This is a genomic window from Sphingobacterium bambusae (assembly GCF_033955345.1).
Lineage (GTDB): Bacteria > Bacteroidota > Bacteroidia > Sphingobacteriales > Sphingobacteriaceae > Sphingobacterium > Sphingobacterium bambusae.
The window spans coordinates 1,064,568-1,086,118 of sequence record NZ_CP138332.1 but is presented as its reverse complement, the minus strand read 5'-3'; the positions used below and the strand labels follow the sequence as shown (position 1 = coordinate 1,086,118).

The window sequence follows — 21,551 nt, the reverse complement described above, 5'->3', positions numbered from 1 at the left end:
AAAGTGTTTTAATTGCTGTATTTTTTAGACTTTTGTCGCGATATATTTATATTGCATGAGAATAACCAAACTACAGAAAATAGGAAATCCAATTTTAGCATTGAGAAAGCTCAGCGACAGTCGGCGTGCATCGTATTACGTGAGCTATGATGGCGAGCAAATTTGTGGAATAGCGATTTTCCATGAGGACGATGAACACTGTAGCTTGGCGATGGTGAGAGACGAGAATGGTGAACGGGTAACGATGGGGCATTTCACACCTACACATTTTGTGGAACAGGATGATCTCGCGGCGATGATCCGTATTTATAATGTGACGCTAGGTCACTACAGAGGCATATAAACAGTTAATGCACCAACCATTTGATCGGTGTCGTCCATGCGCTGCAGCCGTTCTTATTCCGTGCACGCACCTTAAAATACACCCATTGCCCAGGCTGAAGGCCATCGTGGTAATTCTTGAAGGAGCGCGTCGTGACGGCCACTTCTCCCCAAATTGCCCTTCCGCGCGGGCTTAATGTTGCAAAACGGTATTCATAGTACATATCCCGCCCTACGGGCGTGAATCCAAATGCCACCTCGCCGCTTTTGCGGCCGTCTTTGACATATGTTGCCATGGGACAATCCGGCAATTTTCCGGTCTGTTTTTTGGCTAACACTGGAAATCCGGAGCTGTACAATAGCGATAGTTGCCCATCTGCTACCATATTGACATAAAAGGCCAGTTTTTGAAGGAGATCAGTAAGGCGCCGTTTACTCTCGCGTTTGGTTGCCGCTTTTTCGCGATCTTTATCCTGTGCGTCGATTACTTTCTGATAGTAATCGTTGTAGGCCTCTTCGAGTTGTTCAAGCGGAGGATCCGGCGATTTAAAAAAATCGGATTCTTTTAAACAAGTAATAATATGCGCTGCCCTGACCACCAATTTATCGTCGGGATAGCGGAAAAAGTTGGCTTTAACACGTATGTATTTCATGTGCTCTCATTAATTAGTTTACTTGGTATGCCTTCGCCCACAATCGTTTATAGCCTATAAATATAGATAATATTTAACCATAGGTAAATTTGTGCGATCGTTTTTGTGATCTTTTTTCTTGGGGCAATGCTAAGGCTACTGCTATTGATCTCGGCTGATAGCTGCGCGTAGTGACAGGCGTGAATTTTCATGGGCTGCGCACGAAAAAGTAGCTAGCGGTAAAGAAAAATAAATCGGCGAAGGGTAATTTTATAATATCCGATCCATAGGACAAAGTATCCTACTATTAATTTGGTATGTAAGAGGTTAACGGGAATCTTTCGATAGGATAAGATAATGCTTCGTACATATACGGCACTGTGAAAACAGGTAACTGCAACTTACTAAATGTATAGACCTATACTATTTCTTTTGCTTTTCCCATGTTTCGAAGGAACAGATAGCCCAACAAACCTGCTAAAATGGATGTCAATAAGATCGATAATTTCGCTTCTTTAACGAATAGCGGATTGCTAAACGAGAGGATAGAAATAAAGATAGACATCGTGAATCCTATCCCAGCCAAGAGCCCTACGCCCAACATATGCTTAAAATTACTGCCTTCTGGTAGGCTACTTATCTTCAGTTTGGAACAAACAAAAGCCATTAACAGAATGCCCAAAGGCTTTCCTAGCAGCAGCCCTAAGCTGATGCCTAGTCCCAATGGAGCGATAAGCCCATGCACCATCTCTGCCTCTAGCGTGATATTGGTATTGGCAAAGGCAAACAAGGGGATGATAAAGAAATTGACGGGCTTGATAAGCGCGTGCTCAAGGCGCTCCAGCGGCGATTCCACATCGGTATCGTTGGTAGGGATGGTCATCGCGACAAGCACGCCGGCAATAGTGGCATGTATGCCCGAATGATGGATGAAATACCAAATGAAAACACCGGGAATGAGGTAAAGAAAAGGATTCTGTATGTTGAGCCTGTTCATGCCGATCAGCACGAGCATGCCGATAAAGGCATAGAGGAGGTAGCTGGTTTCTATACCCGAGGAGTAGAAGAATGCAATCACCAAGATCGCGATAAGGTCGTCGACAATGGCCAGTGCGGCCAAGAAAATCTTTAAGCTGGGCGGCACGCGCTTATCGAGCAAACCGATCACGGCCAATGCAAAGGCTATATCTGTCGCCATGGGGATACCCCAGCCGCCAGCCGTGTCGCTCCCCGCGTTAAAAAAGAGGTAAATCAGTGCTGGAACGGCCGCGCCTCCAAAAGCGCAGAGAATGGGCAAGGAGGCCTGCCGTGGAGATGATAACTCGCCTTCTACGATCTCGCGCTTGATCTCCAGCCCCACCATCAGAAAGAAAATGGCCATCAACCCATCGTTGATCCACATCAGCAAGCTATAGTTAAGATGTATGGTCGCGGTTTCGAAGCCGATGCTGTGGTCTAGCAAGGCTTGCAAGTTCGAGGCCAGTGGACTGTTGGCTATAATCATCGACAGGATGACGCAGATAAATAGGAGTATACCCCCCGCATTGTTCGAGCGGAAGAAGTTTTTGAAAACAGTGAGATTGATCAATTTTGCCATAATCGGTGTTATCTTTGCTTCTGCATACAAGCCAGAGCATAGTTGTTTCGATACTTTTCGCTAAAGTAGGGCTTTTGCTTGGATACCTTTCGAAAAGTTGCATAGATAATGTCATTGTTGGTTAGCTTTGTATATAGATTTTACTTATATTTTATCATCACAGGTGCATTCAGAATTAATTCAAAATTGCATCGCTAAATTTGTAGGGATGAAGCTATTGATTATCGAGGATGAACAGGAACTGGCCAACAGCATGGGCGAGTACTTACAGGATATGGGCTATCGCTGTGAGTACGCGGCGTCGCTTGTAGATGCCAACAACAAGATACAATCGTATGCGTACGATTGCATTTTGCTGGACATCATGCTGCCCGATGGTGACGGATTCCGAGTGCTGGAAGAGTTGAAAGCAGTAAACAAGCAAGATGCGGTGATCATTATCTCGGCAAAACATGCCGTGGAAGATAAGATCAAAGGCTTGCATATTGGTGCGGATGATTATATCACCAAGCCCTTTCATCTATCCGAACTTACTGCCCGAATCTATGCCATTATCCGTCGTAAGCAGTTCAATAATGTCAATGTTGTGCGACAACAGGAGCTGTGCATCGACCTGCAGGCGAAGACGGTATCGATTCACGAGGAACTCGTGGCATTGACGAAAAAAGAATTTGATCTGCTGCTGTTTTTTATTGGTAACAAGAACCGGGTGATCTCGAAAAGCACACTGGCTGAACATCTTTCCGGTGACTTTGCCGATATGCTAGAAAACCACGATTTCGTATATGCCCATATCAAAAACCTGAAGAGAAAGCTGCATGATGCCAGTTGTGGAAATTATCTCAAAACTGTTTATGGCACGGGATATAAATGGGAAAGCCATGGCTAAAAAAACGAAACCGTTACTGCAGAAGACCAGTAAGCCCGTACTGATCTATACGCTATTGGTGTTTTTGCTCAGCATTCCGGTTTATTTCTTCGTGGTGGATACGATCTGGAAAAGCGAACTGGATGAGCATAACCAGATTATGGCCGATAGAACAGCCTATCAGCTGCATGGATTGAACTTGTCGGACGAAGCCTTGGATAGCAGTATAGCCTTGTGGAATCAGCTACAGCCCGGAACCAATATCCATTATCCTCATTCTGGAGACAGTGGGCAGGACAGTCTTTTTACCGTGGAGAAACAGAAAGCTTATGCTCCAACCGTCAATATCGATCGCTTTCGTGTATTGTCTACCATTATTCAGGTTAACGATAGGCCGCTGCGCTTTACCGTCGAGACCAATATCGAAGAGTCGGAGGAAACAGTGGTCGCTATTGCCTTGACAACACTCTTTTTCTTTATGTTGACCCTTGTGGGTATCTTGTTCATCAATCGACGATCATCCATCAAGATTTGGAAGCCATTTCGACATACCTTGGATCAACTGCAACATTTTCACCTGCATCGACAGTCAGCCATCGCTTTTACAGGCTCTGATATCGCGGAATTTGAAGAATTAAATGACTCCCTGCATAAGCTGATCGATCACACGATCCTCACCTATACCGCGCAGAAGGAGTTTACAGAAAATGCATCGCATGAGCTACAAACACCCTTGGCTATTTTGCAGAGCAAGTTGGATCTGTTGATGCAAAGTGAACATCTTTCAGATCGACAATACCAACTGCTGGAGGAAATGAATCGTTCCCTTGCACGCAGTGTGCGGATCAATAAAAATTTGCTGTTGTTGACGAAAATCGAAAATAGCCAGTTTGCAGATCTTGCATATTTTTCGTTTGATAGACTTTTGCAACAATGCTTGTTGCTCGTGGAGGAGTATGCCATGCAAAAGGAGCTGCAGGTGACGATGGAAGTCGACAATCATGTGGAGGTGTGCTGCAACGAATATCTGACAGAGATATTGATCAACAACTTGCTGCTAAATGCGATAAGGCATACACCGGCCGGTGGGCAGATCCGTTGTGTGTTGAAAAAAGATCACTTTGAGCTGTCTAATACGGGCGTTTCAGCATTGCCAACAGATCTTATTTTCCGTCGTTTCGGTCGGTTGTCTAAAGACAATGTTGGCAGCGGCCTGGGCTTGTCCATCGTGCGCGAGATTGCCAAAGCGCAGCAGTGGACCGTTAGCTATCGCTATGCGGAAAATAAACATGTTTTTACCCTAGGTTTCTAAAATTCCAAATTTCTTCCAAATCCGTTGGCAATTTAGCTTCATCAAATAAAATCATGAAGCTTATGCCATACTTTAAGATCATTGCTATTTCCATGTTGCTACTGTTTTCCCTTGGAAAGGTACACGCGCAGGCCAGCAAGGTAACCGTCTCTGGACAGGTGCGAGATCAAGCATCAAAAACGGTTTTACCCTACGTCAATGTTGTCCTGAAAAGTGCGAAAGCGGAGACCATTATAGCGGGAACCGTGACGGATGAAGACGGACGTTTTTCCTTCGCCGATATGCAGCCCAACAGCTACAGGCTCCAGCTCTCCTATACCGGTTACCACGGCAAAATGATCCCCATCTATGTAGGCAACCTATCTGAATTTTTGGAGATTCCGAGCATCGACCTTAGCGCTGACGCTCAGCAGCTGGAAGCAGTGGTCGTTTCGGGTGGGATACGCACGATCGATGCCGCCATGGACCGGAAGAGCTACAACTTGGCCGACAACATTAGTCAATCCGGAGGCTCTGTATTACAGGCTATGCAAAATCTGCCGGGTGTCAATGTGCAGGAAGGCAAGGTGCAGTTGCGCGGCAGTGATAAGGTAACTATCCTTGTTGATGGCAAACAAACGGCACTCACGGGCTTTGGTAGCCAAGCAGGGCTGGATAACATTCCTGCTTCGTCCATCGAGCGAGTCGAGATCATCAATAATCCTTCGGCCAAGTATGAGGCCAATGGGCAGGCCGGCATTATCAATATCATTATGAAGAAGGAACGGCAAGAAGGATGGAATGGTAAAGTGGGGCTTTCCGCTGGCTTGGGTGCTCTTTGGGAGCGCCAAGAAAACTTACCGGGCATACGTCCACAGTATAGCAGAACGCCAAAAGTCAATCCTTCGCTGTCATTAAACTACCGGAAGGATAAGCTAAATATCTTTGTCCAGGCTGATAATCTTTACACGGAAACACTAAATAAAAATGAGTTTGTGCAGCGTGATTATGACGATGGCACCGTCATCCGCTCCCAGCTGAAACGCAACCGTAACACGAATTTCTTAACCACAAAGGCTGGAGTAGACTGGTTTTTCAATGATCGCAATACGTTGACCCTGTCCGGACTGTATGGTAACGAGAAGATCATCGATCGCGGCGATCAGCCTTTCTTCAATGCGGATTTGTCTGAACGCATCCGGCTATGGCAGTTTTTGGAAGATGAACTGAAGACTACGGTGATGACTACGGCTGCTTACCAACATAAGTTTAAGCAGGCGGGGCATCTGTTAAACATGGACTTTAACTATACCTTTCATCGGGAAGACGAAAAGTATTTCTACGACAACATTCTTCCAACATTCGTAGGTACCGATGCTTTTAAATTGCTCTCCGACGAGCAGGTCTACGATTTTAATGTAGACTATAGTAAGCCGCTTCGCTATGGTCGCTTCGAAACGGGGCTGAAGATCCGTAAGCGCAACATCCCGACGGATATGAACTTTATGCCGGGCGAAAATTCGGTGCTCGATGTTGCTGCCGGTGGTTGGGCCAATTACGACGAGTGGATTCCGGCGGTTTTTGGTAACTATAACCTAGAAAATGATCGATGGGAAGCTGAGTTGGGTCTGCGATTGGAATATGTCAACATCAGCTACGATGTAAATCCTGATCATCCTACCTATACAAGCTCAGGCTATCACTATTTGCAACCTTTTCCCACGATGCGTGTGGGCTATAAGGTTAACGAAAGCAATAAGATATCCTTGTTTTACAATAGACGGGTAGATCGTCCCAATGAAGTGGATATCCGCATTTTTCCGAAGTACGACGACGCGGAAATTATTAAGGTGGGCAACCCAGGTTTGCGCCCGCAGTTTAGCAACTCCGTGGAGCTGGGATACAAATATACTTATGGCAGCGCTTACCTCTATGGCGCGCTCTACCACCGCTTCTCCGACGCAACTATTACGCGTATCTCTACCATTGTGCCGGGCAGCCCCTTGGTGTATGCGGTGTTTCAAAACGCGGGCAAAAGTTACAACAGTGGTCTAGAAGCTATCTGGAACCAACCGGTTTCTAGCGTTTACACCTTCACTATAAACGGAAATATATACCGAAACCAAATCGACGCATTCACGGTGGAAAACCGCTATCCTGTGCCCACGGTGTTTACGGCAGTAGCGCAACGCATTGTTTCGGGAAACCTCAAGTGGAACAATATCTTCCGCTTTGCGCATGACTTCAATGGACAACTTAGCGCCGTATACTTTGCACCCGATATTATCCCGCAAGGAAAGATGGCTGCTCGCTTTTCGGTAGATATGGGCTTGAAGAAAGCTGTACAACGAGGTAAAGGAGAGATTTTCTTGAATGCAACGGATCTGTTTAATACGATGGTGATTAAACGGGAGATTCAAGGTAATGGCTTTCGCTATACCAGTGATGATTATTATGAGACGCAGGTTGTGCGGTTGGGATACTCGTATAAGTTTTGATGGGAGATAAGGAGATGTCGCGGTATGCAGTTCTTGAATGTCTTGAAAGAAATCAGGTTTATTTAAGGTGTAGTGGATAAGGACTATATGTTGTTGCTTAAATCATGTCGCGAAGTCCTTAACTTCATACAAACACAATGGTCGTCTCATTTATACAATACAGTAAATCGATTTTAACATAAAAGAAATATCACTGACCGATAACGCTTGCGTAACTTTATACATATTTCACGGTTAGTTTACATGTGATAACTAGGTTTGTCAAATAAAACAAACCGTTTATGCATAAGCTAATTACCTATCTACTCGCACTCTGCTTTTACTTTTATTTCGGAGCGGCCGTTTACGCACAGCAATCTAGTCTTTCTGGAAGACTATGGGACGAAAAGGAGCAGGCCGTTGTTGGCGCTACCGTTACCCTGCGGAAGGCTGGTCAGCATACCAGTTCGGATGCCGATGGACGTTTTCAATTTGTAAATCTGCCGTCGGGAAGCTACGATATCCTGATCAAGTATCAGGGTCTGTCCGACTATGAAAGGGAGATCGTCGTGCAAGCAGGAGCAAATGACCTGGGGAATATTGTGCTTTCGGACAAGCGTATTGCGCTGGGGGAGGTGTTGGTCAGCACGCAACGGCGCACGCAAACCAGTGTCGAGGTTCCGGTGAGTGTGAGTGTGGTGTCGGGTGATATCCTGAACAAGATGAATATCCGGCAGATGGATGAAATGGCCGAGTTTATTCCCGGCATGCAGATACAGTTGCAAAGTCCAAACAACCCGGGTTATGTTATTCGCGGTATTACATCGGATAATGGCGATGCGCGGTCGCAACCGAGAGTTTCCGTTTTTCAGGACGGTATTTCGATCTCGCGCTCGCGGGCTTCCGTTGTGGAACTATTTGACTTGGAGCGCGTGGAAGTAGCCAAAGGGCCGCAGGGTACACTCTTTGGCCGTGGCGCGCAGATTGGTGCGGTACATATTATCCAAAACAAGGCGCAGGATCGATTTGCTGCTGAAGTAACTGGTGGATATGGAGCTTACAACCATCGGTTTGTGCAAGGTTTTGTCAACACACCAGTCATCAAAGAAAAACTGGCCAACCGCTTTGCTATAAACTATGAGGGTCGCGACGGTTTTATCGCCAATCGGGCGGGCGGCCGTTTGAATGGTAAAGAGGTAATTGCACTGCGTAACTCCACCCGTTTATGGGGAGATAACGGTACTACGGCCGATTTGATTCTGAACTACCAATATGATAACTATCCCGGCACAAGTTTCAAGAGCAAACGATTTGCTCCTGCTGCTGGCGATACAGATCCGAATACGCCGGCGCACTTGGGAGCTGACGAAAACGAAAAATTATACATAAAAAGGCATGTCGGGGGAGCAACCCTCTTGGTGGATCATCCTTTGAGCAATCGATGGAAGTTAAGTTCGCTATCCGGCTTCCGGGCATTTAAATCCGACGAGTCCTTTGACGCCGATGGTACGCCGGCACAGTTGCTGTGGATTTCGGAGATAGCCAAAGGCAATCAATTCAGTCAGGAGTTCCGTTTAAACTACGAAGGCGATAGCAAATTATCCGGATTTTTTGGGACCAGTTATTTTTATGAAAACTCTTCTCAAGATGTGCCTATGCGCATCAATGAGCGCGTGCTCTATCCGGCCTACATCGCACCGCTACTGGGCGGGCAGCTGGGGGCGCAAATCGGCGCTTTGGGTCAATCGTTGAATCTTCCTGCGGAGCAGATCGCCTTATTGAATCAGCAAGTTCAGCAAATATTCACTACGCCTCCGGTGATGGAGAATGGCGTGGTGCAGCCGGTAAACAATTTGCCCAATCTGCAACCTCTAGCCTTGGGGCTTATTAACCAGTTGATGGGTGGACAACTGCCTCCGGGAATGACCTGGGATCAGCTATTGGCATCGGGCATGTTGCCTGCCGGTGTTTTGCCGCAGGAGCTGATAGGCTTGGTTTCTTTATTGAATGGAGCGCCTATTGAGGGCATACACCGTGAGTCGTCGATCAACTATGGTCGTAACCAAGCGATAGAGTTGTTTGGGGATGGCTCTTATGATCTGACGGATAAGCTGAAAATGACCTTGGGGTTGCGTGGTACCTATGAAGCCCAACGTGGCGGCTATCGTGCCCTAGCGGCAAACCCACCTAGCGTGTTCGGCATGATTGCGAACAATGGATCGCCAAATTTGCTCAATCCTGTCGCTAATGAAACCATCTATGCGCAAAAGGATTATTTTTCATACGTTGGCCGTTTCGCCCTGAACTATATGTTTGAGAAAAACAATGTTTATGCAACGGTATCCCGGGGAAGAAGACCCGGCGTGGTGAATATCCTGCCTAGCGAAACAAGATACCTGAAGCCGGAAGTTGTTTGGAGTTATGAGATGGGACTTAAGGGAATCGTGGATAATGGTAAGCTGGGTTACGAGCTGAATACCTACTATTATGATTGGTCTAATTTCCAGACACTGTCTTTCCAGCAGGTGGAAGGTGCTATTGCACCGCAACTCTTGGCAGATGATGGCGGTAAGGCGAGTTCCTTTGGTGTGGAAGCAGGTTTGCGTTATTATTTCCTACCCGCTGTACAGCTCTTTGGTAACTATTCCTTTATCGATGGTAAGTTTAGTGATATGGATGAAAATGGAAATCCGCAGGAATATGCGGGTAACCAATTTCGATTGACGCCTAAGCATAGTTTTGCCATAGGGCTTGATGCCAACTTCGCGTTAAAGGGCAGTTCGTCTATCTATGCACGACCGTCTTATTCGTATCGGTCTGGCGTATTTTTCGAAGATGATAATCGCCCCGACCTCTATCAGGACGGCTATGGTCTGGCTAACTTTACCGCGGGTTTCCGTTTTCAGAAACGCGGCATTGGCTATGAAATTGGTGCCTATGGCAAGAATGTTCTGGATACCAAGTATATTATCGATGCTGGTAACAGTGGTGATACCATAGGTTTTCCGACTTTTGTGGGTGGAACACGTAGCGTAGTAGGGGCGCAGATACGCGTTAGTTTCTAAGGGCAATCTGTAAGGTACATCTATTAAAGGATAAGCTGATGAAAAAGACTATTCGTTACACCATTTTTGCATGCTTTGCGCTGTTTCTACTGGTGATGGCTTTCTACCTGTGGGCCTTTCAGGCTAACCTACCGAGCGAACAGCATGTGCTGCTGCGTGGCAATCGTGTATCGGTTGTTCAGGTCGATACCGCTGCTTTGAATGATAGCGTGTTCCGGATTATGACCTACAATTTGGGTTATTTGAGTGGACTGACAAATAATCAGCCTGTGCAGCCTGCAAAGACATTGTTTGATACTCACCTAAAAAAGGCATCCGACTTGCTACAGCAAAAGAATTTGGATATCATCGCCTTTCAAGAGATTGATTACGGGAGTGATCGCAGCTATAACATGGATCAAGAAGAGCTGCTTGCAAAGGCTGGGACTTTTCCTTATGTCGCACGTGCCGTTAATTGGGATAAGCGTTATGTACCGTTTCCGTATTGGCCGCCGACGGTTCATTTTGGTCGGATTGTTTCTGGACAGTCGTTGCTGTCGAAGTATCCCATTATGGATCAAAAGGTCGATACGCTATCCAAAGTACAGTCTGCGCCCTTCTTCTACAATCATTTTTACCTAGAGCGCTTAGCGCAGGTTTGTCGAGTCGCGTTTCAAGGGCAGGAGCTTATAGTAATCAATGTACATCTGGAAGCCTTTGATCGCGACACCCGAGCCATTCATAGCGCGCAGGTGCTTGCTATTTATCGTCACTATGCCGCGAAGTATCCTACCGTTTTGCTCGGCGATTTCAATAGCAGTCCTGACGAAGTGGATGCAACGATTGCCCCTTTCTTAGAAGCTGCCGATATGCAGGCTGTTGCTTTGGGTGGCGACAGGCTGATGTACAGCTACGACAGTGCAGATCCGTCGGCTCGGCTCGACTATATTTTTTACAACGACAAACTTCGCTTGCTGGCAGGAGAAGTGATAACCGATGCGGGGACGATTTCAGATCACTTACCCGTCATGGCCTCTTTTCGATTGGCCGATTAGGCATAGCTCTAAATATGTCTGTTACGGGACATACACCCCGTAACAGAATATATTTTCGCTTATTAAACGATTCCGCCCATAAGCGGATCGGTGTTGGATAGGCGGCCGGTTTCCACGTGTCCAGCGAAGCGCTCAGACCAAGATGCATAACCTTTTACCGTAACCAATAGGTCATACCAATGATGGTTTTTCGACAGATCGACCACAAGTTGCTTAGTTTCGCCCGCTTTCAGCTGGCAGGACAATGCTTTTTGGCCATAGCTCAGATCGCTGATGAGCAGCTCGCGGCTTTCCTTGCCGGCATTGTGCAGCTCCAACAGAATGTTGCCGCTGAGTTTGGCGGCGGCTCCCTCTTGTTGATACAGGCTTTTCACGCGTATACCGGGTTGCTCTTTGCTGCCGCGGAACTCGCGGAAGAAGCCATTTGGCGCGTATACGCTGAAATGGTAGCTATCCTGCTGGAAAGAAGCCAAGGGATAGCTATCCTGCAGCTGGTCGCCAGCGGACACGGCATATTCCCAGGTGCGTAAGCTTTCGCCTTGGTAAGGGGCTAGCGCATAGACCAAAAAGGGCGAGCCACTGGCTTTTCTTCCATGCACGCTGTTGCCAGCTTGGAACGATAGGTTGTAGCTTGCTGTTTTTGGATCGAAGGCACCATGCACATAAAGCTCGTAGGGGATGGCGCAGGCTGGTTTTATGCCGGGCTCTTGCTTCGGAAATAACGGGGAGGCCAATGGATTGTCATTGATCTGTTGTATCTCACTTGCAGAAAGAGCCTTGTAGTTTTGTGGCAGATCCTTGAATTGTGACTTATGGATATCTTCCATAAAAGCGCTTTTGTCCATAAACTGCGGACCGTTTATTTTTTCACCGTTGTATGGGCGGAATACGGATGTTAAATCGCCACATACACTTCTGCGCCATGCCGTGATATTCTCTTCGCGCACGTTTTTCTTGAACTTGGTAGCAAGGAAGTTTTCCAGAAACTGCAGGGAAGAGGTATGGTCGAAAAGTTCGGAGTTGACAAAGCCACCACGCGTCCAAGGGGAGGCGATAACGAGCGGCACGCGATACCCCAAACCAATGGAGCTCTCGCGGATGCGGTCGTCCATAGCCGAAGGATTTGTTTGTTGGTCTTTCAAGGCCCAGTCCATTTTTGGATCTATATTGGCCGATACTTTACCTGTGTTTTCCTTGTAGGGATTGGGCACTGCGTAGGGTACAACATGGTCGAAGAAGCCATCGTTTTCGTCATAGGTTAATATGAAGATGGTTTTTTTCCATATCTCGGGATTCTCCAACAGGATCTCCATCACTTCATTGACATACCAAGATCCAAACCAAGGACGACCGGGATGGTCGGAGAAGTTGGCGGGCGTCATGAGCCAAGAAACGGTGGGCAGTTTGTCGTTCTTTACATCTTGCCTAAACTGGTGGAGCACGTCGCCTTTGGGCACTTCTAGGCTACGCGCTGTTCCCTCATCGTCATAAGCCAGGTTCGTCAAGCTGTGAAAGTCGGGATCACCACTATTTACGGTGAACGCCTTGCTGTTGATGGATTTTTCCAGAGTTGACAGCTTATCAAAGTTTTCCTGCGTATAGCGCTGCTCGCCGGTTTCGATCATGGACAGCACCTTTTGCGCCGCTTGTAGCCGCCGTTTATCGGCTTCATCGCTAGGGTTAGATCCTATGCGGGCAATTTCCTGTTGCGCTATTGCCTTTCGTGTCGCTAGGTTAGCAATGCCGCTGGGGTGCAGGCGTACATTGTAAGCTTCAAAATACTCCATGACGTTGGTGCCGAAGTTGCTCAGCCAATTGCTTTCTTCGCCATTTAGCCCAAAGCCCATCGTGAGCTCATTTTGGTAGATGCGCCAAGATACGCCTTGCTCTTCCAGTCGCTCGGGATAGGTTTTCCAGTTCAGTGTAGGCTTGTTGTAGTCACTGATGTTCCACACATGTGCTTTGGCATCCACTTGGTTCTTCTCTCGTACGGTGCCCGTCATCCAGTACCAGCGGTTGGGGTGCGTACCGGTGATGCTGGAACAGAAATGTTGGTCACATACGGTAAAAGCATCGGCTAGGGAGTAGTAGAATGGAAAGTCGGAACGGTCGCAGTAGCCTAGTGTAAGGGGAATATCGGCATAAGCCTTGTTGTAAGGCTTTTTAACGTTCAGCCAGCGGTCGTATTTTCCTTGGTTGCGGGCGTCGGTTTGGTCGGCCCATCCATGTGGCGTAGATCCCATCCAAGGCACTTTTGTTTCCTTGGTGTTGAGGCGGAAGGGGATGTAGGTTTTCCCCTCGGCGTTGGACTGCAACCACACGTTGTTGTCATTGGGCTGCTTAATGATACGTGGATCGTTAAACCCCCGTACGCCCTTTAAGGTGCCGTAAAGGTGGTCGAATGAACGATTTTCCTGCATCAGGAAAACCACATGCTCGGCGTCATAAAATGTACTGCCCTTTGCGGGGTCAATAGCGAGTGCCTTCTGAATAGTAGCCGGCAACATATTGACCAAAGCAGCACTTCCTGATAGAAGTGCCGCTTTTTTTATGAAATCTCTTCTGGAGTTATTCATACTTGTGCTTTATATATTAAAAACTGTAACGCAATCCGAGTTGGATTTGGTATGGGTTACCTGCTAAATTGGAAACCCCAGCGTTTGGATTGATCTGGTAGTTGTACTGTTGAGCTGCAGCATCAAAGCTACGGATCGTCATCAGGTTTTGCTTAGTCAAGGAATGGTCTACGCCCCACTCTTTGTTCAAGAGGTTGGCAAAGTTGAAGACATCCGCCGATATTTCGATGCTGTGCGTGCGATGTATCTTGAATTTCTTGCTCGCGCGGATATCCCATACGCCGTAAAAACCGTTCTCCACACCGTTACGCTCTGCCATCTGTCCTAAACGTCCGCTCAGGTAGTCTTTAAAGCGTTGGTCGGCTTCGGGGTTGTTCAAGATGTTCTGTATACCCTCGCGAATCGCTTGGCTATTGTTGCTATTGTTGGGGTCGAAGACGAAGGCAAGGTCGTTGCTGTTCACAAAATCGCCATTCACATTTCCGTTTACGGCTAGGGAGTAGCGCGTGCCGCCGATACCCGAGTAGCGTACACCGAAACTAACACCATAGAAGCTTGGCAAGGTACCATAGACCACGATTTTGTTGCGGAAATGGTTGTTGGAATAGGCCATGGTGCTCAGATCGCGCGGGTCGTCGGCCACCATGAGGTCCAGCGTAGCGGTGTTGGCCACGTTACCATTATAAGAAGTGTTGTCTTTGGTGTCGTTCCAAGTGTAGCTCGCAGTAATCTCGCCATCTTTGTAGTAGCGTGCTGTTGCATCCAGCACGATGGCGTATTGATTTATTTTGCCTTCACTCACCAATTCCAATACGCGGCTCACTGCTGTGCTTTCGCGTCCTGTAGTCCAATCGGCAGCGCCATTGGTTGGGTTGATGCCGGTTACGGGTACAAATACGCCGCGGTTTCCTTCATTGGCTAAGCGGAAGAACGGATCGTTCTTCATATTGCGGTCTACATACATGTAGTTGTTACGTGCAAAGGACATCAGGAAGGTAGCGCCCACACGGAAGCGATCGCTGATGAAACGGTTGTAGGAAAGGTTGGCTTTATATAGGGTAGGTACCTTGATATCTTTGCTATTCATGTTGATGGTACTCACTTTTTGTACGCCGGGAAGGTTAAACAGTTCCTGTCCGGGAGCGCTTAGCGGATCGGCGCGGTAGCCAGGGAAATTTGGTGTAGGCACTTGTGCGCCCGAGATATCCACCGAAGCTACTTTGGTACCATCGTTCAACATATTGTTGACCATGGAGTAGTTATTGAGGTTGGACCCGAAGATTCCGGCACCGACGCGTAGTATATCACGTTGTTGTTCGCCGATGTCCCAGGTCAATTGAAAGCGGGGCTGAAGCTGGAAGGTGGTTACACCATTGTCGGTGCTCAGCTTCAGAGCATCATATACCGCTTGGTTGAAGGTAGGCTTGTCAAAATAGTGGGTATAGTCTGCACGCACACCTACGGTAAGATCCAATCCGCTACCTAGGTTGGATTGTGCCTGCGCATAAACACCACTGTTGAGCACACTTTGGTTTACGGTAGGATCATCCACCAAGGAAACTTCCCGTGCATAGCGGAATGGTGTAAGGTTGTTGAAGTTGTCCATACCGCTGAAGTAGTAGCGGCCGTTCATTTCGCTGGTGGCCAAAGAACTCAGCTTGGTATACATCAGGTCGACACCAAAGGTATAGTTGATCTTGTTTTTGGTATAGTAGAGGTTGTCGACCAATTGGAACACATGGTTTTTGAATACTTCGGGTAGGTAGCGCTGTCCGCCAAGCTGCACCGTGGTGTTCACGGTTTTTCCATCAATGGTAGATTCCAGCTGCTGCACAATGGCACGCGGAATATTCGATGAAGGGAGCTGCGCATTGGGGCGACCATCATCCAAGGTATAGAGGTACTGCGCTTTCAGCTCATTGGTCACTTTCGGTGCAATGGAGGTACGCAAGGAAGCCATGAGGCTGTTGTCTGTAGACAGGTGGGAGCCATACACTTCATAGATATTGATGGCACTGTTGTCGGACACCCCATAGTTGTTCATATCGCGCACATAGTTGTTGCGCACGGTCAATAGATTTTTATCGCTGAGCTGCCAATCTACGCGGGCAAATAGGGTGGTAGTAGGACGTTTTCTATCGAAAGCACCGATCTGCTGTGATTCGGCCACGCCATATTTGTTGCGTGCGATGGATAGGAACTGATCCAACGTGGACTGGGTGATGTTTAGACGTGTCTCATCTGCCGGCGTACGTATATCGGCAATGTAGAACGGACGTGAGTCTTGCTGCTGATCGAGCGCTACAAAAAAGTGTGCTTTGTCTTTGACGATAGGACCACCCAAGGAAAAGCCAAACTGGTAAGTGGAATATTCCTGGTCGATGCGGTTACCTCGGATGTCGTATGGGCTAGCCAAACCAGCGGTTCTGCCATAGGCAAATACACTTCCGGTAAAGGTGTTTGTTCCAGATTTAGTAACCGTGCTGATGGTACCGCCGCCTGCGCGGCCATAGGTGACATCGTATTGATTGGTTGCGATTTCGAACTCCCGAATAGCTTCCATGGAAACGGAATATGGTCCACGGTTGGTGGTACCGCCAGATAGCGGGCCACGGGAGGTCATTCCATCGATGGAATAGTTGGTGGAGGTTGCTATCTGCCCAGAAAGCTGGTTGCCATTACTTAATGGTGATAGGTTGATGAGGGAGGTGAAGTTCCTTCCGTTAACGGGTAGGCGCTCCAAGTCGCGCGAGGTTACGGCTGTGGAAGCACCGAGGTTGCGGATGGTGTTTTTCAGGTTGCTGCTGGCGGATACTTCCACGGCATCGAGCATGTTGTTGGTTTCCTTCATGCTGAAATTTAGCCGCAATAGATCGCCTTGATTTAGGCCATATCCTTTCTCTACCGCTTGGGCGTAAAGAAGGTGTTGCACCGTGATGGTGTAGGGCTTGCCTAGCGGCAATTGTTGGAAAAGGTACTCGCCATTCGTGTTGGTAGACGTGCTGGTGGTAAAGCCTGTCGACTCGTTGCGCACGGTAATGCTGGCACCGCCTACAGGTTGATTGTTGGCATCGGTAATGACGCCCACGATGCTGGCGTTAGTGGCCTGCGCGAGGACACGGCTTGAAAACAGGCCTAGGGTTAGTCCTGTCAGCAAGAGAAGGGTTAAAAATTTACGCATGTTGTACGGTTGTTATGTATTTTAGTTGTTTTGGGTTTCTTTACGTTTTATCTTGATTTGATCGGCTTCTATGCTGAAGTCAAGGTTGCTGCCGCTGAAAAGAATGTTCAAGGTCTTTCTGAGCGAGTCGATACTGCTGCCGTCGCCTAGGGACAAGCTGCCGCTGTACACCTCGCGGCTCAGCTGTTGCTGGTCGTATACGAATGTTTTTCCGTAGAGCTCTTGCAATTGGGAAATCACGGTCAAAACAGGGGTATCACTAAAGTGTAGCACGATGCGCTGGCTGCCTATCTTTGGAGCAGCGAGCTCGGGATGTAGGGCATGATCTTCGGCTTTGTGCATTTTGCTGCTGGCCATGTCGAAATGTTTTATCTTTTGGTTTTGCAAGTCGATCAGCAGTTCTTCGCCTGGGAGCAGGATATGCGCTTCCGTTTTTTCTGCTGTCGTCGTTATTTTTTGAACGGCTACCTTACCTTCCAATAGCGCTACAAGCATGCGGTCTTTTGGACTGGCATTCACGAGGAAAATCGTTCCCAATGCGGTCACTGTATATCCACGGGCACTAACTTGAAAAGGTAGATCGGGGTTTTTCGTCACATCGAAGCGGGCTTGGCCAGTAAGGCTGATGTCGCGGTTACGGTTGTTGTAGTCTGCGTTATAGGTTATGGTAGCGCCGGGGGCAAGGTGCACGGTAGAACGATCCGGCATGCTGAACGATAGGACGGCTTGACTATCGTTTTTCTTGGTAATGTCTTTGTTTAAGGCGATGCCTGTTACCTCCGAATGGATGCGCTGTTGGATTTGCCGGATCGCGATCATACTGCCTAGCGCCAGCATCAGGATGGCTGCCGCCGCTACGCGGACAAAGGCATATCGTCGCTTGCTTTGCAAATGATAGGGGGAAGTTGGTTGGTCGCTTACGAACTGCTGTTGCTGAATATGTCCTTGCAAGTTGCGGAAGACGCGCTGGCGGCGTTCCTCGGGCATCTGTTCTAGGTTACCCCCTGTTAGGCTATCCTCAAATTCGTCGCGGTGCTGCGCTTGGATTTCGTCGGCATCTTGCCCAAGGCTCTCCAGCAGTTTTTTGTTTTCTTGTGCACGGTTTTTTCCGCTCCAAAATTTGTCTATCAGTTTGCTTATCTGTTGCATCTCGTCCTAAAGACTGACGAATGGCAAAAAGGGGATGCTTTTTTGGATTAACAAATCGTGAAGCTATTGTTTCGAATTTGTAATGGAAAAACAGTTCAGGCAGAGAAGGCAGCCACGGCAACAATTGCTCCGCTGGCGGCATAGGGATAGTTTTCGACGATGTATGCTTTGATGGCTTTGTTGGACTGCTTAAGGTAGTCGCTTACGGATTGGTAAGAGATGCCCATCATCGCGGCCACATCATCCTTGGAGTATCCCTCTAGACGGCATAGCCTAAACACTTCTCTTTTTCTTTTTGGCAGGGCATCTACGGCTTCTGTCACCATCTTGAGTTGCTCTAGGTAGAGGGCTTCGCGATCGTGCACATCAAGGCTAAGGTCTGCTATTTCTTCGATAATGCTATGCTGCTCAATCGTGAGGCGCAGCTGTTTCTTCAGGTGATCCATCGCTTTGTTATGACTCACGATAAAGAGCCAGCCCGAGATGGAGCGATCGCTGAGTTTATCCTTGTTTTCCCACAGCGACACAAATACATCCTGCAGAATATCCTCCGCATCGTTTTCATTCTTGACAAGCTTCATGATGTTTCGATAAACGGAATGACAATAGGTCGCGTAGAGCGCATTGTATGTTTCTATACTCAGGGCCGTGCCGCGATCAACCAATAAATCTGTTGTTTCAAGATGCATCCTCTAGATCTGTTAATAATTACCAAAAGTAGAGATAGCATAAAAAGCTATTTTTATGATAGTGTTAAGAAAATATAAAGAGTTGCGTTGGGGACGTCTATTGAGCGTATTGACTGTTGGACTGGAAATGTTTCAGATGGTTATTGCTCGAACTTGATGGTGATATCGTTCGAAACTTATGAGAAACTTTTTAAACACTAGAGAAGTCATAATCTAGATTTACGCTTGGTGTTCGGGCAGTTAATAGTTTGCTATTCGATGTACAAAACCATCAAATTTAATTAATCACCGAAATACCCCCTCTACCGAGCAAATATACTGGTAAAGGGGAGGGGTATTCCGTTTTAGATCAAATAATGCTAATTCGCGCTCATGATCTGAAAAGAACTTATTGAATGGTGTTAATTATTGTCATCTGCGTGGAGGCCTAGTACCTCCGGGATTACCAGGAGGCAGTTGCGTCTCATCTGGCTCAAATTTAATCTTTTGTATGAAATCATTAAGGAATGCTTCTTTTAGTTGATCATTTGTAAGATTTATTTTAACTGATCCGCGTATCATCTCTGGTTTTGTCATTGACACAACCAAGAAGTAAACATCTAATGTATTTTTATTGTACATATAGCTTCCATGGACCATGTTGTTTTTGACAAACTTAATTACTCGGCTGTCCCAATCTTCTTCAAGTGTCAAAGCATCGAAGTTGGATTTGGAAAACTCTTCAATAGTGGCTCTAGGTCTAGCTCTAGAAAAGGAAAGCCAAGATACATTTAACAAACCAATTTCATTTGGCTCAGATAAAGGATATCTCGTTCTGAAATAAGCGGATTTATCGGAGAACCTGTCAATCATGTTTAGATAATCCATGCCAATGTACTTCCTAAAGATTGTGTTGTTTAAATCGTTGACTGCACTAACTGTCCTAAGATAATCTCGCGAATGCAGATAAGGGCTGTTAATTTTCTGTAAAACGTTTTGTTGTGCCATAATATCGGCCACAAAAAACAATATAAAAAACGGCAAAAAAATCTTTTTCATCTTTGTTGAATTAAGGGTTGCAAGGGTTTTTAGTATTAATGCTGCCATCGGCCGATCGCTGTACTGACTGATTTTTTTCGATTTCGTTAATTTTCTGCTTGCTAAGATTGAACATGTTTCCAAACAGTTTTAATAGAGCTGATTCTCCTGCTGTCTGCATTTGGGTTCGACTTGGGTTTTGAATATTATTGTCTTCTAAATATTTTTCGATTGACTCTCTGTATCTCAAATTTTCTTTCACTTGCCTACTCCCTTCAAATTCTCTTGTCATATAAGCGAATGTTTGAGCTTCCTTGACAGTGATAGTATAAATATAATCACCGCTTACCACTATTGATACAAAATTATTCAAATATAACGAAAGTTGATCTGCTGGAATATTTTGCTGGCCGGCCATCGTAACAAGATCGACAGCCGCGTTAAAGATATCAGATGGACTTGGAGATCCCCCGTTAGGATGGTTATGAATAAAACCAATTGTATATCCCTGACGTTGATCCCAGCTTGGAGTTAGATTTACAACTGAAGACCTACTATCTGTGTAGGGGGCGCCGACTGTTAAAGAATTAGGATCATTGGGATCCGCTAGTTTCAATTCTACGCCCCATTCTTTTGTTTTGCTCTTTATTGCATTGATAGCATTTCTTATTTTAATATCTTTCGCTATCTCATTTGCTTTTTTTACCCCTTGGCAGTCGCTAAGTTTAAGGTCTCTCAGAATTTTTTCCTTTTCAGTCTTATTGTCCTCATTAGTTGGAGGTCCACCGCCTCCAGGGACGCCTGGATCTATGGGGTCGGGAATCCATACATTTTGACAAACTTCGCGCCTTATATCCGTAGAACGCTGCCATGGTGCCGAGTAGTCGCATGGGGTCGTTGACGGCGGCTGTATACAAGTGCCAGAGGGACTGGTCGCTAAATAGAGCCCGCCTTGGCAATCGGCATACCATGTACAGGTAATCTCCGTCTCACATCTTAATTCGTATCTTGATTGCAAATTTCTCCCAGTTGCTTGCCGAGCTTGCACAGATGGCCTAATGTATTCTCCTGCACCACCCTCATATCGGTATTTTATTATCTTATTCGTAAAAACTTCCGTCAGCTCCATCTCACCATTAACAAAAACGCTGTCCATATTGACAACCTGTCCCTCACTGTACGCGGAAGAAAAGAATCTTCCAAAATAGAATTGTTTTCCATTAACTATGAATAAAAAAGGGAAGTCAGATATGACATTAGCTACTTTGGCGATGCCCCCAGTCGTAACTACAGGTTTCAGTGGCACGATTCTATGATGACTGGAATCGTTCTTTTGGTATTCTCTGGATTTTTCCCACTCGGGCAAATAGTTTACGATCAAGTTCGAGTTCAATGTGTCGATTAATTTGTCTCCTACGTTAAGTTTTTCATAAAGAGCTTGATAGCCATTTTCTAACGCATCGGCTGAGCGCGGAAAGCTGGCTACATCTATCCCCTTATCACATCCTTGTAGTAAGATGAATAAAACGAGGAGGGGCATGACCCAAAACCAAAACCTTCGTAAAAAAATAGCTCCATTTTTTTCTTTCATTGTGTCAAAATTAAGCTTACTAATAATCTGTTTTGTGATTACAATAATACGTGTTTGTATATT

Annotated in this window: 14 protein-coding genes; 6 read left to right on the top strand and 8 right to left on the bottom strand. The window is 46.6% G+C overall.

The genetic code is table 11. The features are described 5' to 3' along the window. Positions 1-55: 55 nt before the first annotated feature. Entirely contained in the window at positions 56-343 is a 288-nt protein-coding gene (locus SCB77_RS04560; protein WP_320185247.1) for a hypothetical protein, read from the top strand. A gap of 4 nt (positions 344-347) precedes the next feature. Here the strand turns inward: SCB77_RS04560 and SCB77_RS04555 are convergent, their stop codons facing one another. Continuing rightward, positions 348-974 (bottom strand): fibronectin type III domain-containing protein, encoded by a 627-nt coding sequence (locus tag SCB77_RS04555; protein ID WP_320185246.1) that lies wholly within the window; start codon positions 972-974, stop codon positions 348-350. A 397-nt stretch (positions 975-1,371) separates the two neighbouring features. Then, a complete protein-coding gene (gene nhaA, locus SCB77_RS04550; RefSeq protein ID WP_320185245.1) occupies positions 1,372-2,550 on the bottom strand; it encodes a Na+/H+ antiporter NhaA in 1,179 nt (392 codons plus the stop codon). A gap of 208 nt (positions 2,551-2,758) precedes the next feature. Between nhaA and SCB77_RS04545 the strand changes: the two genes are divergently transcribed. The 5 genes from SCB77_RS04545 (at position 2,759) to SCB77_RS04525 (ending at position 11,285) form a co-directional block, all read left to right on the top strand. Then, a complete protein-coding gene (locus SCB77_RS04545) occupies positions 2,759-3,439 on the top strand; it encodes a response regulator transcription factor (RefSeq protein ID WP_320185244.1) in 681 nt (226 codons plus the stop codon). Beyond that, positions 3,432-4,730 carry a sensor histidine kinase gene (locus SCB77_RS04540; protein WP_320185243.1) on the top strand — a complete coding sequence of 433 codons (1,299 nt, stop codon included), beginning with the start codon at positions 3,432-3,434 and terminating at the stop codon, positions 4,728-4,730. The genes SCB77_RS04545 and SCB77_RS04540 overlap by 8 nt, the downstream gene beginning before the upstream one ends. 53 nt (positions 4,731-4,783) lie before the next feature. Continuing rightward, positions 4,784-7,207 (top strand): TonB-dependent receptor domain-containing protein, encoded by a 2,424-nt coding sequence (locus SCB77_RS04535; protein ID WP_320185242.1) that lies wholly within the window; start codon positions 4,784-4,786, stop codon positions 7,205-7,207. A gap of 281 nt (positions 7,208-7,488) precedes the next feature. Then, a complete protein-coding gene (locus tag SCB77_RS04530) occupies positions 7,489-10,251 on the top strand; it encodes a TonB-dependent receptor (RefSeq protein ID WP_320185241.1) in 2,763 nt (920 codons plus the stop codon). A 38-nt stretch (positions 10,252-10,289) separates the two neighbouring features. Further along, positions 10,290-11,285, top strand: coding sequence for an endonuclease/exonuclease/phosphatase family protein (locus SCB77_RS04525; RefSeq protein WP_320185240.1), 996 nt, complete (start codon positions 10,290-10,292; stop codon positions 11,283-11,285). A 62-nt stretch (positions 11,286-11,347) separates the two neighbouring features. Here SCB77_RS04525 and SCB77_RS04520 read toward each other — a convergent pair whose 3' ends face one another. The 6 genes from SCB77_RS04520 to SCB77_RS04495 form a co-directional block, all read right to left on the bottom strand. Continuing rightward, a complete protein-coding gene (locus SCB77_RS04520; protein WP_320185239.1) occupies positions 11,348-13,861 on the bottom strand; it encodes a phosphocholine-specific phospholipase C in 2,514 nt (837 codons plus the stop codon). A gap of 16 nt (positions 13,862-13,877) precedes the next feature. Beyond that, positions 13,878-17,042 (bottom strand): TonB-dependent receptor, encoded by a 3,165-nt coding sequence (locus tag SCB77_RS04515; RefSeq protein WP_320185238.1) that lies wholly within the window; start codon positions 17,040-17,042, stop codon positions 13,878-13,880. Between the two features lie 21 nt (positions 17,043-17,063). Then, positions 17,064-18,191 carry a FecR family protein gene (locus tag SCB77_RS04510; RefSeq protein WP_320185237.1) on the bottom strand — a complete coding sequence of 376 codons (1,128 nt, stop codon included), beginning with the start codon at positions 18,189-18,191 and terminating at the stop codon, positions 17,064-17,066. A 95-nt stretch (positions 18,192-18,286) separates the two neighbouring features. Continuing rightward, positions 18,287-18,880, bottom strand: a complete 594-nt coding sequence (locus tag SCB77_RS04505) for an RNA polymerase sigma factor (protein ID WP_320185236.1) — start codon at positions 18,878-18,880, stop codon at positions 18,287-18,289. A 411-nt stretch (positions 18,881-19,291) separates the two neighbouring features. After that, the gene (locus tag SCB77_RS04500; RefSeq protein ID WP_320185235.1) at positions 19,292-19,966 is read right to left on the bottom strand and encodes a hypothetical protein; all 675 of its coding nucleotides are present in this window, start codon (positions 19,964-19,966) and stop codon (positions 19,292-19,294) included. Next, the gene (locus SCB77_RS04495; RefSeq protein WP_320185234.1) at positions 19,929-21,488 is read right to left on the bottom strand and encodes a hypothetical protein; all 1,560 of its coding nucleotides are present in this window, start codon (positions 21,486-21,488) and stop codon (positions 19,929-19,931) included. Before SCB77_RS04495 ends, SCB77_RS04500 begins: the two co-directional genes overlap by 38 nt. Positions 21,489-21,551 lie beyond the last annotated feature (63 nt).

What these genes read in the sequence shown, in the direction of transcription:
- SCB77_RS04495 (WP_320185234.1), bottom strand. Translation starts at nt 21,488, where the DNA reads ATGAAAGAAAAAAATGGAGCTATTTTTTTACGAAGGTTTTGGTTTTGG.
- SCB77_RS04515 (WP_320185238.1), bottom strand. Translation starts at nt 17,042, where the DNA reads ATGCGTAAATTTTTAACCCTTCTCTTGCTGACAGGACTAACCCTAGGC.
- SCB77_RS04505 (WP_320185236.1), bottom strand. Translation starts at nt 18,880, where the DNA reads ATGCATCTTGAAACAACAGATTTATTGGTTGATCGCGGCACGGCCCTG.
- SCB77_RS04530 (WP_320185241.1), top strand. Translation starts at nt 7,489, where the DNA reads ATGCATAAGCTAATTACCTATCTACTCGCACTCTGCTTTTACTTTTAT.
- nhaA (WP_320185245.1), bottom strand. Translation starts at nt 2,550, where the DNA reads ATGGCAAAATTGATCAATCTCACTGTTTTCAAAAACTTCTTCCGCTCG.
- SCB77_RS04510 (WP_320185237.1), bottom strand. Translation starts at nt 18,191, where the DNA reads ATGCAACAGATAAGCAAACTGATAGACAAATTTTGGAGCGGAAAAAAC.
- SCB77_RS04525 (WP_320185240.1), top strand. Translation starts at nt 10,290, where the DNA reads ATGAAAAAGACTATTCGTTACACCATTTTTGCATGCTTTGCGCTGTTT.
- SCB77_RS04540 (WP_320185243.1), top strand. Translation starts at nt 3,432, where the DNA reads ATGGCTAAAAAAACGAAACCGTTACTGCAGAAGACCAGTAAGCCCGTA.
- SCB77_RS04520 (WP_320185239.1), bottom strand. Translation starts at nt 13,861, where the DNA reads ATGAATAACTCCAGAAGAGATTTCATAAAAAAAGCGGCACTTCTATCA.
- SCB77_RS04555 (WP_320185246.1), bottom strand. Translation starts at nt 974, where the DNA reads ATGAAATACATACGTGTTAAAGCCAACTTTTTCCGCTATCCCGACGAT.
- SCB77_RS04500 (WP_320185235.1), bottom strand. Translation starts at nt 19,966, where the DNA reads ATGGCAGCATTAATACTAAAAACCCTTGCAACCCTTAATTCAACAAAG.
- SCB77_RS04560 (WP_320185247.1), top strand. Translation starts at nt 56, where the DNA reads ATGAGAATAACCAAACTACAGAAAATAGGAAATCCAATTTTAGCATTG.
- SCB77_RS04545 (WP_320185244.1), top strand. Translation starts at nt 2,759, where the DNA reads ATGAAGCTATTGATTATCGAGGATGAACAGGAACTGGCCAACAGCATG.
- SCB77_RS04535 (WP_320185242.1), top strand. Translation starts at nt 4,784, where the DNA reads ATGAAGCTTATGCCATACTTTAAGATCATTGCTATTTCCATGTTGCTA.